This is a genomic window from Pseudomonas sp. St386 (assembly GCF_018325865.1).
Classification (GTDB): Bacteria; Pseudomonadota; Gammaproteobacteria; order Pseudomonadales; family Pseudomonadaceae; genus Aquipseudomonas; species Aquipseudomonas brassicacearum.
On sequence record NZ_AP021900.1, the window covers coordinates 1,924,702 to 1,938,487 of the forward strand.

General features: G+C 46.0%; 14 protein-coding genes. All 14 read left to right on the forward strand.

What is annotated here, in order from left to right; translation table 11 throughout:
- Positions 1-205: 205 nt before the first annotated feature.
- The 14 genes from KI235_RS08515 to KI235_RS08580 all read left to right on the forward strand — a co-directional run bounded on the left by KI235_RS08515 (position 206) and on the right by KI235_RS08580 (position 13,786).
- Entirely contained in the window at positions 206-376 is a 171-nt protein-coding gene (locus tag KI235_RS08515) for a hypothetical protein (protein WP_155953897.1), read from the forward strand.
- 113 nt (positions 377-489) lie between these two features.
- A complete protein-coding gene (locus tag KI235_RS08520; protein ID WP_027912723.1) occupies positions 490-1,470 on the forward strand; it encodes an NAD-dependent 4,6-dehydratase LegB in 981 nt (326 codons plus the stop codon).
- Positions 1,471-1,479: 9 nt separating this feature from the next.
- Complete coding sequence (locus KI235_RS08525; protein ID WP_027912722.1) at positions 1,480-2,637, forward strand: LegC family aminotransferase; 1,158 nt, start codon at positions 1,480-1,482, stop codon at positions 2,635-2,637.
- A complete protein-coding gene (gene neuC, locus KI235_RS08530) occupies positions 2,627-3,787 on the forward strand; it encodes a UDP-N-acetylglucosamine 2-epimerase (RefSeq protein ID WP_027912721.1) in 1,161 nt (386 codons plus the stop codon). The genes KI235_RS08525 and neuC overlap by 11 nt, the downstream gene beginning before the upstream one ends.
- Positions 3,784-4,869, forward strand: a complete 1,086-nt coding sequence (gene neuB, locus KI235_RS08535) for an N-acetylneuraminate synthase (RefSeq protein WP_027912720.1) — start codon at positions 3,784-3,786, stop codon at positions 4,867-4,869. Before neuC ends, neuB begins: the two co-directional genes overlap by 4 nt.
- The gene (locus KI235_RS08540; protein WP_080766445.1) at positions 4,866-5,531 is read left to right on the forward strand and encodes an acetyltransferase; all 666 of its coding nucleotides are present in this window, start codon (positions 4,866-4,868) and stop codon (positions 5,529-5,531) included. Before neuB ends, KI235_RS08540 begins: the two co-directional genes overlap by 4 nt.
- A gap of 9 nt (positions 5,532-5,540) precedes the next feature.
- Complete coding sequence (locus tag KI235_RS08545; protein ID WP_027912719.1) at positions 5,541-6,587, forward strand: nucleotidyltransferase family protein; 1,047 nt, start codon at positions 5,541-5,543, stop codon at positions 6,585-6,587.
- Between the two features lie 49 nt (positions 6,588-6,636).
- The gene (locus KI235_RS08550; protein ID WP_027912718.1) at positions 6,637-7,329 is read left to right on the forward strand and encodes an acylneuraminate cytidylyltransferase family protein; all 693 of its coding nucleotides are present in this window, start codon (positions 6,637-6,639) and stop codon (positions 7,327-7,329) included.
- Between the two features lie 183 nt (positions 7,330-7,512).
- The gene (locus KI235_RS08555) at positions 7,513-8,796 is read left to right on the forward strand and encodes a hypothetical protein (protein WP_043041958.1); all 1,284 of its coding nucleotides are present in this window, start codon (positions 7,513-7,515) and stop codon (positions 8,794-8,796) included.
- Positions 8,783-9,967, forward strand: a complete 1,185-nt coding sequence (locus KI235_RS08560) for a hypothetical protein (protein WP_027912717.1) — start codon at positions 8,783-8,785, stop codon at positions 9,965-9,967. Before KI235_RS08555 ends, KI235_RS08560 begins: the two co-directional genes overlap by 14 nt.
- A complete protein-coding gene (locus tag KI235_RS08565) occupies positions 9,960-11,222 on the forward strand; it encodes a hypothetical protein (protein ID WP_152644358.1) in 1,263 nt (420 codons plus the stop codon). Before KI235_RS08560 ends, KI235_RS08565 begins: the two co-directional genes overlap by 8 nt.
- Before the next feature lie 35 nt (positions 11,223-11,257).
- Positions 11,258-12,391 carry an N-acetyl sugar amidotransferase gene (locus KI235_RS08570; RefSeq protein WP_200889244.1) on the forward strand — a complete coding sequence of 378 codons (1,134 nt, stop codon included), beginning with the start codon at positions 11,258-11,260 and terminating at the stop codon, positions 12,389-12,391.
- Entirely contained in the window at positions 12,388-13,002 is a 615-nt protein-coding gene (gene hisH, locus KI235_RS08575; RefSeq protein WP_027912714.1) for an imidazole glycerol phosphate synthase subunit HisH, read from the forward strand. The genes KI235_RS08570 and hisH overlap by 4 nt, the downstream gene beginning before the upstream one ends.
- Before the next feature lies 1 nt (position 13,003).
- Positions 13,004-13,786 carry an AglZ/HisF2 family acetamidino modification protein gene (locus tag KI235_RS08580; RefSeq protein ID WP_039010896.1) on the forward strand — a complete coding sequence of 261 codons (783 nt, stop codon included), beginning with the start codon at positions 13,004-13,006 and terminating at the stop codon, positions 13,784-13,786.

The following is a 13,786-nucleotide window of genomic DNA, read 5'->3' on the forward strand; positions in this document are numbered from 1 at the left end:
CCTCTGGCTATCTCTCGGTTCAAGCGCCGCAGAAAGGGACTAGGGTCCCCAGCGTTCGATCCAGAGAACCGAGAGGGCCGGTACCTTTTTAGAGGGCGGTCTCGAGTCAGCGATGACCTGGTGAGGCAAATGCCCAGGCAGCCAGAAGTCAGCAACAGGATTTTTCAAGGCCAGGGATGAGCTATGCCGAGGAGGAGATTGCATCATGGAGATCGATGTAATTTGTGTAGCTCTCAATGGAGAAGAAAGGAGCTATACTTTTGATCAGTTTATTGAATCAAAAAAGGCAGTTGAGCTTGCTAGAAAAGCTCAAAATTATGCAGCTGGCCTAGGTTGTTTGAACGATCTCCCGTTTCAGGGAAACGATAAATTCTGAGGCGGTAATGTGTCAGATTTGGTTTTTAGCTTTGGACTAGCGCAGCAGCAGAGTCGTCCAGCCTAAAGCTACCAGTGCTAAATTTAAATACTCAACCAGTACTGAGGTGGAAATTGAATAAGGTTTTAGTAACGGGCGCTGATGGTTTTATTGGCTCTCACTTGGTTGAGTTGTTGGTGCAAGAAGGCTATCACGTAAAGGCGTTGTCCCAGTACAATTCGTTTAACTATTGGGGTTGGCTGGAAAACATCAACTGCCTTGGTCAGGTTGAAGTGGTCAATGGCGATGTAAGAGATCCGCACTTTTGCAAGCACATAACCAAGGACGTTGATGTGGTTTTTCACCTCGCGGCCTTGATAGCAATCCCTTATTCGTATGTTGCTCCAGATAGCTATGTAGATACAAACGTAAAAGGAACGTTGAATATCTGCCAGGCGGCCCTGGAAAATAATGTAAAAAGAGTGATTCATACGTCGACCAGTGAAGTCTATGGTACGGCCCAATACGTCCCAATCGACGAAAAACATCCTCTACAAGCTCAATCTCCATACAGCGCTTCAAAAATAGGCGCTGATGCCATGGCTATGAGTTTCTTTAACTCTTTTGATTTGCCGCTGACCATTGCCAGACCGTTTAATACATATGGTCCTAGGCAGTCGGCCAGAGCCGTTATTCCAACAATTATCACCCAAATAGCCAGTGGTCAAAAACAAATTAAGTTGGGCGATGTCTCTCCGACGAGGGATTTCAACTACGTAGCTGATACCTGCAGAGGCTTCTTGCAATTGGCAAGATGCGAAGAGGCAATCGGTGAGGTGGTGAATATCGGTTCGAACTACGAAATATCGGTGAGAGATACACTTAATCTCATCAAAGAACTCATGAATAGTGATGTTGAGTTTTTGACTGATGATCAACGTATCCGCCCTGGCAAATCGGAAGTTTTTAGATTGTGGTGCGATAACACCAAAATCAAACGTTTGACGGGTTTTGTGCCGAACTATTCTATTGCTGAGGGTCTGCAAGCGACAATCGACTGGCTTCTCATTCCCGAAAATTTGGCTAAATATAAAGCTGATATATACAACGTCTGAGGCAGTCTCATGTTCGATTCATTGATTAAGTTTGTGCGCGACGAATACGCCACTAATGATTTCATTCCACTTCATGCGCCAGTATTTAACGGGCATGAGCGTGATTATGTAGTTGAAACGATTGAATCTACATTTGTGTCGAGCGTGGGGGCTTTTGTTGACCGTTTTGAAAAAGACTTGGCTGCTTATACTGGCAGCCCCAGGGCTACGGCCACGGTAAACGGTACGGCAGCGCTGCACACGGCGTTGATATTGGCTGATGTGAAGGAAGGTGACTTGGTATTGACCCAGGCCTTGACCTTCGTGGCCACATGCAACGCCATTGCCTATTGCGGTGCCATGCCAGTGTTTATTGATGTTGATTTGCATACTCTGGGTTTTTCCCCTTCGGCGATGAGTGTATGGCTTCAAGAGCACGCCTATTTAGATGATGAAGGTCTTTGCCGTAATAAAGACACTAATCAAGTCGTTCGGGCCTGTCTGCCTATGCATACTTTTGGGCATCCTGTGGAGATCGACCAGCTGACGAAAGTGTGTAAGCTTTGGAATATTACTCTGGTAGAGGACGCAGCGGAGTCGCTTGGGAGTTATTACAAAGGGCAACATACTGGTACTTTTGGCTCTTTAGGGGTGCTCAGCTTTAACGGTAATAAAATTATAACCACTGGCGGCGGCGGTGCCATTCTATCGAATGAGCTAGTCGGCGTTAAAGCCAAACACCTGACTACGACGGCCAAGCAACCCCACGCTTATGAATATGTGCATGATGCATTGGGTTTCAATTATAGATTACCAAACCTGAATGCTGCTTTGGGCTGCGCGCAATTAGAGCAGCTTGATATGTTCGTTGTGGCCAAGCGTGAGTTGGCATCCCGCTATGCGGCGTTATTGGCGGGCAGTGAGTTGACTTTTTTCACAGAACCACCTGGGTGTCGTTCGAATTATTGGCTAAATACAGTTATTTGTGACTCGGTTGAACGCCGTGATGCTCTTCTTAAAGCGACAAACGATAAGGGTGTGATGACTCGCCCTATTTGGAAGCTCATGTGTCATTTGCCGCTATACAGTCAATGCATGAAAGGTGATTTAACTAATTCACTGTGGCTGGAGTCGCGAGTAGTAAACTTGCCGAGTAGCGTGTTGCCGGAGTTTCAAGGTGGTCGGTAAGGTAGCGGTATTCACCGGCACAAGGGCCGAGTACGGCCTTTTATATTGGCTGATGAAGGGGCTAAAAGATATACCGGCACTGGAGCTGCAGGTTATCGTGAGCGGCATGCATTTGTCGCCTGAGTTCGGAGAAACCTGGAAGCATATTGTTCAAGATGGATTTGAAATTGATGCAAAAGTAGAGATGCTGCTGTCCTCCGATACGGCGGTAGGTGTTGTTAAGTCCATGGGGCTTGGTTTATTAGGATTTGCCGATGCTTTGGAGCGATTGGCTCCAGATGTGCTGGTGGTGCTAGGGGATCGATTCGAGGCGCTGGCTGTGGTGCAAGCTGCACTAATCATGAAGATTCCGGTTGCTCATATCCATGGCGGAGAGATAACTGAAGGGGCCTATGACGATGCTATCCGGCATGCCATAAGCAAGATGTCTATGTTGCATTTTGTCGCTGCCGAACCTTACAGACAGCGTGTTATTCAAATGGGCGAAGATCCGGCCCGAGTATTCAATGTGGGTGCGGTAGGTTTGGATCACATCAAGCGTGGCGAGTTTCTTTCGCTTGAAGCATTGTCGCTGAGTCTTGGATTTGAATTGGCCAAGCCGTTTATGTTGGTCACGTACCACCCGGTAACACTCGCTGAAGAAGATCCTGAACAAAGTTTTATTTCTTTGTTGGATGCACTGGAGTCATTTCCAGATCACCAGGTAATAATAACTTATCCAAATGCAGATAACGGCGGCCGTAGTATCATATCTCTGATCGAAAAATATGCAGCGGCGAATCCTACCAGGGTGCTCGCTGTTCCATCGCTCGGATTCAAGCGTTATTTAAGTACTGTACAGCATGCTTGTGTTGTCGTTGGCAATTCATCAAGCGGAATCATTGAAGTGCCTTCATTTGGATTGCCGACAGTGAATATCGGCTCCCGTCAAAAAGGCAGGCTAGCGGCTCAGACGGTCATACATTGTGATCCTGGCAGTAAGGCGATTTCCGAAGCTATTTCCCTCGCGTTATCAAAAGATTTTTCCAGCATGTGCCAGCAGGCAACGAATCCGTACGGGCAAGGTGATGCCAGTCAAAAAATCATACAGCAATTAATGAATTTTGATGGCAGTACTTCAAAAAAATTTCATGACTTGGATTCACTATGAAAAATAGCCATCAAGGTGTGTATGTAATCGCGGAAGCCGGAGTTAATCATAACGGTCAACGGGATATGGCTTTTGCGCTTGTTGATGCAGCTGCAGAGTCGGGTGCTGATGCTGTGAAGTTCCAGACATTTGACGCTGCCAAACTGGCCTCCAAAACTGCACCGAAGGCCGCTTATCAAGTCAAAAATACTGATGATGCTGAATCTCAGTTGGCTATGTTAAAGAAGCTCGAACTACCCAAAGAGTGGCATCTGGATATACAACAACATGCACGCCGTCGTGGGATTGAATTTCTTTCTACCGCTTTTGATACAGAGAGCCTGGATTTTTTAACCGACTTAGGCATGCCTTTTTTCAAAGTGCCTTCTGGCGAGTTAACCAATGGGCCATTGTTGTGGCGATTTGCTCGTACTCAGAAACCCTTGGTCCTCTCTACCGGCATGGCCACATTGAGTGAGGTCGAGCAGGGCTTGGCCATCGTTACTCATGCCTTGGCCCATGAGCACGAGCCTGACAATATGGATGAGGTGTGGCGTTCCTGGGGGATTGCGGAAAATAGGCACAGATTGTTTGGTCATGTGACGCTGCTTCATTGCACATCGCAATATCCGACCCCATGGTCCGAGGTCAACTTAAGAGCCATGGATACGCTTGCGAATGCCTTCGGTCTGGAGGTTGGATACTCGGATCATACTGAGGGTGCATTAGTCTCAATCGCAGCTGTAGCCAGGGGAGCGAAGGTCATTGAAAAGCATTTTACCCTTGACCGTACGTTGCCAGGGCCTGACCACAAGGCATCTCTTGAGCCGACTGAGCTCAAAAGCATGATCTGCGACATTCGCGCCTTGGAGCAAGCTATCGGTAGCGCATGCAAGGCTCCGCAAGCCAGCGAATGGGATACCCGTAAAGCCGCTCGGCAACAGGTTGTAGCCAATCGTCCAATCGCAAAAGGTGCGGTGATAACACGCCAAGATCTAACAACCGCTCGCAGTGGTGGTGGCTTACCCGCCGTTGAATTATGGGGGTTGATAGGAAAAATTAGCCTTCGCGAGTATGCCATTGGTGAGGCTTTCGAAAAGTGAAGCCAGCAGAGGCTACAAACACATTGGTGCTGGTCGGTGCCGGCGGACATGCCAAGGTTCTTCTGTCTTTGGCAAAGTCCGCAGGTTTCGAAGTTCTGGGGGTGTGTGGCCCAGAGTTCGAGTCTCGAGAAATAAAAGAATGGCGTGGTATCAAAGTATTGGGCGGTGACAGTTCCATTGAACAGCTGGATCCCAAAAAAATCGGTCTCATCAATGGGGTCGGCCACGTGATGCACAATAGTATTAGAAGAGCTATCTTCGAGCGTTACCGTGACAAGGGGTTTAATTTTCCTGCGTTGATTCATCCGTTTTCTTCTGTAGATCCAAGTGTGAGTCTTGGTCAGGGTGTTCAGGTGATGGCTGGTGTTGTTATACAGGCAGACAGCGTCATTGGAGAAAATACAATTATCAATTCGCGTGCAAGCATAGATCACGACTGCATTGTAAATGCTAACGTGCATATAGCGCCTGGTGTAGTGGTGTGCGGGAGCACCACCATCGGGGGCGGTGCTTTCATTGGTGCAGGTGCTACCATCATTCAATCCTTGGTCGTTGGAGAGAATGCCGTGGTAGGTGCCGGCTCGGTACTGGTGAGATCTCTACCAGCCAATTGCATGTCGTTAGGTATTAAACCTCATGTTACCCAACGGCAACAGAATTAAGAGGCAAGAATGAAACAGTGGCAGTTAACGCTTGTTAGTCCCGATATGGCGATGGAAGACGCTATAGCTACGCTCGATCGTGTTGCTATGCGGATAGTGCTGGTAGTAGACGAACAGCAAAGTCTACTAGGCACTGTGACCGATGGAGATATTAGGCGAGCTCTACTAAAAAAATTGCCGTTAAATGGTCCCGTCAAGGATATCATGTGTTTATCACCTAAAACGGCCCGACTGGGCTGGACGAAAGCACGTATTCTTTCTGTGATGGAGCAATACAAATTGCTTCAGCTTCCAGTCTTGGATGACCGGGGTAGGGTCATTGGCCTGGAAACTCTCCACGATCTGATCGATACTCCTCGCCGCGACAATCCGGTATTTCTGATGGCAGGTGGTTTCGGTACACGATTGAGGCCGCTGACCCATAACTGCCCTAAACCACTGCTCAAGGTCGGCGATAAGCCTATTCTGGAGCTTATTTTAGAACGATTTATAAACTCAGGTTTTCATCGTTTCTATATATCTACCCATTATATGCCAGAGATGATTAGAGACTATTTCGGCAATGGAAGCCAATGGGGCGTAAGCATTACCTATATCCATGAAGAGACACCTTTGGGAACCGGTGGGGCACTCGGCCTACTTCCCCATGATGAAATAGATATGCCACTCTTCATGATGAATGGCGATTTATTGACGACGTTGAATTTTCAGAACCTACTTGAATTTCATGAAACGCATAATGGCTCCGCTACGATGTGCGTAAGAGAGTTCGAGTACTGTGTCCCTTATGGTGTCATACAAAGTGAAGGGCATAAAATAGTCTCGATGGTTGAAAAGCCTGTACAGCATTTTTTCATCAATGCCGGAATCTATTTGCTTTCACCTGAACTAGTAAAAAGCGTCCCTCCGGGAGAACGTATCGACATGCCAACGCTTTTAGAAAGGGAGATTGAATGTGATAGAAATGTCAATATGTTTCCTGTGCATGAGTACTGGCTTGATATTGGTCGTATGGAAGACTTTCAAAGAGCGCAAAGTGAATTTTTAAGTTTGTGACAAAATTGCATTCGGATGAGTTGCGTTTTTTATAAGGTAGAGGTTGTTTATGAAAACTTACGCTTTTATATTTGCAAGAGGTGGTTCTAAAGGTCTGCCTGGCAAAAATATCAGGAGCTTGGCAGGCATCCCTTTACTGGCATACTCCATTAATGTGGCTAAGCAGGTTGAAGGAATAGATAAAGTTTTTGTTTCAACTGACTGCAGTAAAATAGCGGCCATAGCCATTCAATATGGAGCGGAGGTAATTGATCGACCTGAGTATTTAGCTGCGGATACAGCGGCGGAGTGGAAGTCTTGGCAGCATGCGATCGAGATTCTGGAGCAGCGCGGTGACTATTTTGATGTATTCTTGAGTCTTCCCGCTACAAGCCCATTAAGAAATGCAAGCGATGTACGTAAATGCCTTGAGTCGATTGAAGATGCCGACGTGGTCGTTACGGTAACGCCGGCGGCAACAAACCCGTATTTCGCGATGGTGGTCAGGGATGAGGTTGGATTAAGTAAGTTGGTATGTGGGGATGGCACTATTGCTCGGAGACAAGATGCTCCGGCAGTCTACGATATGACTGGTGTCGCCTATGTGACTAGGCCTTCTTACGTAAAAGTAGCGAAGGGGCTGTTTGATGGGCGTTTAAAGTCTGTTGTTATCCCGCGTATGCGTGCTGTTGATGTTGATGATATTTACGATTTTAAGATGGCCGAGATGTTTGTGCATGATGAAAATCTGAATGCAGATTAAAATGCCTGATGTCGAAGTGGTATGGGCAACTCAGAGTTGTAGAACTGGCGAGCTGTATGCTTATGTTACAAAAGCATGCTTGAACGATGTTTTGTGGGCAGTAGGGGTTGCTTCTATTTTGTTTTTTTGGAAACGGAACATTGACTGTTGTCATAAAGAATGCCGATCCGGTTGCTATGTGAAATGCTGACTTTGATAGGGCGCGAAAACATAAAGCGCTTCATAAATTTAAATATAAGAGCGGCTACGTTGGTTAGTAAGTTCGCTCTCATTTTTTTTATTGCCAAATACCTTGATGCCAAGGATGTGGGTGTCTACGGCTTGATATCGGCTACAATTGGGTATGCTATATATTTAGTTGGATTCGAGTTTTACAATTACTCTACTCGTGAAATTATCGGCTCTGACCCTGATCTTTTGTTCGGCTATATAAAAGATCAGCTTGTACTGTATTCTATAGCCTATGTTTTAGTTGCTCCGCTGACCGTTGTGTTTTTTTCGACTGGGGTTATATCGATTGAATATATCTACTGGTTTGGATGCTTGTTGGTGGTCGAGCATTTAGCTCAAGAGTTAAATAGAGTGCTGGTGGCTATCTCGAAACAAATGCTCGCCAGTGTTGTCCTGTTTGTACGCAGCGGTGTTTGGTGTTTGCTCGTAATAGTTGTAATGGTTTTATCGCCGGATTCACGTAGCTTGAATCTGGTCCTGGTGCTATGGTTTTTGGGTTGCTTGTTTGCGTTGGTTATAGGTCTCTGGAGTTTAAGGTCCTATAGCTTCAATTCTTTTTTTAAACCGGTGAATTGGTTGTGGATTAAGAAGGGATTGAGGCTGATGTGGCCTCTGTTGATCGCCAGTCTTTGTATTCGCGGTATCTTTACGGTTGACCGATATTGGATTGAACGTGTCGCAGGTTTAGACGTCCTGGGCGCGTATGTATTGTACATCGGAATGGCGACAGCGGTACTTTCCTTTTTAGATGCTGCCGTGATTGTATTTTATTATCCGAAACTCATTCTTTCAGCCAAAAATGGCGACATACATCAGTTTTCATCTGTTATGCGTGGCCTTACTCTGAATGTCGTTGGTTTTACCTTGTTTCTTTCCCTGGCTTGTTATTTCTTTGGCTGGGGTATGGTGCTGTGGTTGGATAAGAGTGTTTATGTGGATTACTTTTATATTTTGAAGTGGCTGATCTTATCGATTGCCTTGTATTCGCTTAGTATGATTCCTCATGTAGGGTTATATGCGCTCCATAAAGATAAGCATATATTTTTTAGTCAGATAGGCGGGTTATTGGTTTTTGTCATGTCTTATCTTGTTATGCGAGTTGCGAAAGTTGACGGGGTTTCATCAGTTCTCTGGGGGATGTGCAATGCTTTTGCGATTATATTCGTCTGGAAGACTTTGGCTTACGTTTTTGGCTTTGGATTGATTAAAATGGATGGTTGTGATGCTAAGGCCTAAAGGGGAAGTTCCAGAAGTAGGGCGGGAAAAGTTATCTTCTTTTTTTGTCGCGGTCATATCATTATGGCTTGTGATTTCTGCGATTTATTATATTGAGTTTTTGTTTTCTGGCAATATTTTAGCTTCTCGCGATGATCATTTGTTTCACAAAATGGCAAAATACCTGGTGACTTTAGGTGTGTCGATGGCTTTAATGCTTAGATCGGGTTGCTATTTAAGTAGTCTGATCTACGGCATGGCATTGTTTTTGGTCTGCATAATATATTCTATTTTTCCCGATTCACTATGGTTGATTGAGGCCTTAATAGTTTTCTTTTCGATGTCCGGTATGGCTCTTCTGTTGGGTAGTTGTACTGAGAAACAGCGTCATGTATTGGTCGGAGCAATTTTATTTGGTGCTTTTTGTGCGGGAGTCATGTCATTTTATGAAATGCACTTTCTTGTAGAATTGTATCAGGGCTATTGGGCGCAGACCGGAACAATAAGATCCATATCAACTTTATTTAATCCCAATAATTTGGGGCTTTACATGGGGGCTTCATTAATTTTGCTTTTTGGATATAAGGTGTCTCTTGTTTTAAGAGGTATCTTGTTTCTTCCGATTTTTTACGGCTTTTGTATGAGCGGCTCTCGAACCGCTTGGATGGCGCTGTTTATAACTTTTTCTGTGTATTGTTTGCTTGAGTTGAGAAGGGCTAATATAAAAATTATTTTCGGTTTGGCGGTTGCGTTTCTGTTTTTGTCTTTTGGTGTGGCGTATTTCATTGTTGTAGGAGAGTTTTATGCTCCGGAAAGGATGTTGAATTTCGATAGCGCTCTCATAAGATTTGAACGGTATTTTGAGTTTGTACAAAATTTTGATTTGACCTATTTCTTGCCGGATTCTGAGGGGGCGAGGCTTGGTCTTGTGAGCGAAAGTGCTTATTTTACCTTGATGAACTCACTGGGTGCCTTGGGCTTCATGCTGTTCCTGGTTTTTGTAGTCTTTATTTTCAAAGCTCGTTCGGGTGTGGATAGGGATGTTTCTTTCAAGCTGGTCTTTTGGTATTACGTCGTCTGTGCATTATTCGAAAATACATTGAATTCCTTTCCAAATAATCAGATGTTCTTTATTTCGATGGGGGTGTTTTTTGTCTTTAGGGAGTCACAGAGGAACAAAGTGCGTGGATAAGAATAAGTCTAGCCAATTGAGGTTGCTTGCACATTATCTTGCTGCGACAAAAAATGAAGTTGCTATTGATAAGAGTGTGTACTCGCTTTGTTCCTGTGAGCCAAGTGACTTGGGGTATGCACCACGCCCAGCCAAGTTGATAAGTATCGCGGGTTCAAATTTACGCTCGATTCGTTTGATTATAAATCTAGCTGCTTTCATGTGGCGGGTCGGGCTGGATAAGTGTTGGTTTTTGCTTGACTTCTTAAGGTTGATGATTGTTAAGGATAGATTCGATGATCGATATTCGAATTTGCCTTCGAATTTACCTATCGGACTTTCTTTTTCTCCGCGTGCGTTGGGTGTACTTGAGTCAGCTGGCGTGCTAAATGGAATGGGTGCTTTGATCAAGTGTCCTGGCAGTGAGGCGCTTGACTTAGATTCCAAGGTGTTGGCATTTAACTTTTCCGCACTGTTGACTTGGCAAGATTGTATTCAAGCATTGAGGCTGTCTTTTATTATCTCAAGTCGGATGAGGAAAAAAGCGTTATTTGATGTATGGAGGCTGCAAAGCTACACCGCGTTCAAATGGATCGCGTTCTATCTGGCTATTGAAAAAATGTCCTCTCATAAATTTGTCATAACCGATCATTACGATAGGTGGGCGGTCCTGATGGATCGTCTTGTTGCTGAAAGGTCAAAAAAGGAATCAAGCCTTACAATCGTTCAGCATGGGTCATTGGTTGGGCTGGCTTCGACAAGCATGGAGTCCAGTTTTTCTGTGGAGATTCCAACGCGGTTGTGCAATGTGGCGAAGCTATACGTTTATAACGAAGGGTCAGCTGAAGTGTTTCGTCACTATATTTTGTCTCATAGGGCTACCGAGCATTCCCTTGAGGTCGAGTTTTTCAAGCCTAAAATTTCATTGTCCCCTGTATCCTCTGATTTCAGCGTCCTGATAGTCGGCCATGCTATATGTGAAAACTTTCACTTGTATCTTTATGATCAAGTGGTGTCGAATTCCACTGTTGATTTTTTTTATAAGCCGCACCCCACGGTGTCTCCGAGCAAGGAGATAAAATCAAGGGGATGGCACATGATTGAGCAGGCCGATTTCTTTCCTGAGGTCGATTTGTTAATATCCTACCCCTCTACCTTGGTGGCTGAGTATGAGGGGCGCGGGATAGGGGCAGTTTTGCATCCCTTGGCGATTAAGCCTGAAGAGTATTGCGAAGTATTATCAAGAATAAATAATAAGTTACAAGCGGTGAAGTAGTATTTTAATCGGGGGGGGAATAGATGAGTAGTGCCATGGAGTATGCTATTTGTAGTAATTGTATTATGGATACAAGTGATCCTAATATAAAGTTTGATGAGCAAGGTGTTTGTGAGTATTGCAATAATTTTTCCAAGGTTATTGAGCCTAGTTGGCACACTGATGCGCGGGGTGATGCTGAGCTTAAGTTGTTGGCTAAAAAAATAAAAGCTGATGGTGTTGGGCGTGAGTTCGATTGCATCATCGGCCTTAGTGGCGGTCTTGATAGCTCGTATTTGTGTTACGTAGCTAAAGTAGTTATGGGCCTGCGCCCTTTGTTGTTTCATGTTGATGCGGGTTGGAATACGGACCAGGCGGTCAGTAATATTGAGAAGCTGGTCGATGGTCTAGGTTTGGATTTATACACTGATGTTATAAACTGGGAAGAAATGAAAAGCCTGCAAGTGGCTTTTTTAAAGGCTCAGATCCCGGATCAGGATATTCCGCAAGACACTGCTTTTTTTTCAGGGCTCTATAAGTTCGCCAAAGCTAATAAAATAAAATACGTGCTGACTGGCGCCAACTATTCTACCGAGTGCTGTCGGGAACCGGAGGAGTGGGGGGCTTACCCGGGCATTGACGAGATGCTGATAAATGATATTCATGCTAAATTTGGTACGCGAAAACTTAAAACTTTTCCACTTGTAGATATATTGTCCTATAAAATTTATTATCGTTATGTCTTGGGTATGCAGGTTGTGCGTCCTTTGAATCTTGTGCCTTATGTGAAGAGCGAGGCTGAGGATACGCTTGAGCGCCTGTTTGGTTGGAAGCGTTTTCAGCATAAGCATCATGAATCCAGATTCACTCGTTTTTACGAAGACTACTGGATGCCGCGCAAGTTTGGCTATGAGAAACGTCGTGCTCATTTCTCCAGCCTTATCATGACCGGGCAAATGACCCGGGAAGCCGCTTTAGCGCGCATCGCCAAACCCGAACTGGATGAAAACTTTCTTGCTTCGGAATTTGAATACGTCGCGCATAAGTTGGACTTGACTGTTCCCGAGCTTCAGCGCATTTTCGACGGCGAAAACAAGACCTTCCATGATTACAAAAACAAACGCTTCTTGATTGGAATAGGTGCTCGTATCCTCAGCGCAATCGGATTGGAAAGACGACTGTTCAGATGATTACCATCATTGACTACGGTCTGGGTAATATCCAGGCTTTCGTGAACGTTTATCGACGTTTGCACATCCCGGTCGCAGTCGCTCAGACGGCTGCGCAGCTAGACGGTGCAACGAAGTTGATTCTCCCCGGGGTAGGCGCATTCGATCATGCGGTGGAGCGGCTTGATGCCTCAGGTATGCGGCCCACGCTTGAAGAGTTGGTCCTGCATCACAAGGTTCCGGTCCTGGGCGTTTGCGTAGGCATGCAGATCCTGGCGAACAGCAGTGACGAGGGAGCCTTGCCTGGCCTTGGCTGGGTGCCTGGTTGTGTTCGGTCATTCAAGTCGATTCCTGACCTGGCCGAGCTGCCTCTGCCGCACATGGGGTGGAACGACGTCAGTCCTTCCTCAGGTTCCGCTTTGTTCAAGGGGTTTGAGACTGACGCGCGCTTCTATTTTCTCCATTCGTTCTTTTTTGATTGCGAAGACGCTGGATATAGCGAGGCGACGTCCTCCTATGGCTTGGAGTTCAGTTGCGCGGTGCGCGCTCAAAATGTGTATGGCGTCCAGTTTCACCCTGAAAAGAGCCATCACTTCGGCGTCGGACTACTGAAAAACTTCGCGGAACTATGACATGTTGAGACCCAGGATCATTCCCTGCTTGCTGATTCAAGATGGCGGGCTGGTGAAGACAGTGAAGTTCAAGGACCCCAAATACGTCGGGGACCCGATCAATGCGGTAAAAATCTTCAATGAGAAAGAAGCCGACGAATTGATCGTGATCGATATCGATGCCACCGCAAATGCTGTGGAACCTAATTATGCCCAGATTGCCAAATTGGCGGCGGAGTGCAGGATGCCGCTGTGCTACGGCGGGGGCATTCGTACAGCTCAGCAGGCCAAGAATATTATTGCGCTGGGTGTCGAGAAGGTTGCCATCAGCTCGGCGGCATTTGAAAATCCGCAATTGATCAGTCAGATCGCTGAAGAGATTGGCAGGCAGAGTGTTGTGGTGGTCCTGGATCATAAAGCGCGCTTGTTGAGCAAGCAGCAGGAAGTCTGGACGCACAACGGCACGCGCAATACCAAGCGCAGCGTCATTGAGGCCGCTCAAGAGTTTGAAAAACTCGGTGCCGGCGAAATTGTGCTCAATTCCATCGAAAACGACGGCAAAATGAAAGGCTACGATGTGGAGCTTGCAATCAAGCTTCGTGAAGCCGTGCGCATCCCCATCACTATTCTAGGCGGTGGCGGCTCGCTTGAAGACATGCGTAGCGTCGTGGCAGCTTGTGGCGTGGTGGGCGTAGCGGCGGGCAGCTTCTTTGTGTTCAAGGGCGCGTACCGGGCGGTGCTGATCAGCTATCCAAGTGCTCAGCAGAAAGACGACATCATTTATTCAGCTCTACGAGCCAGGTAA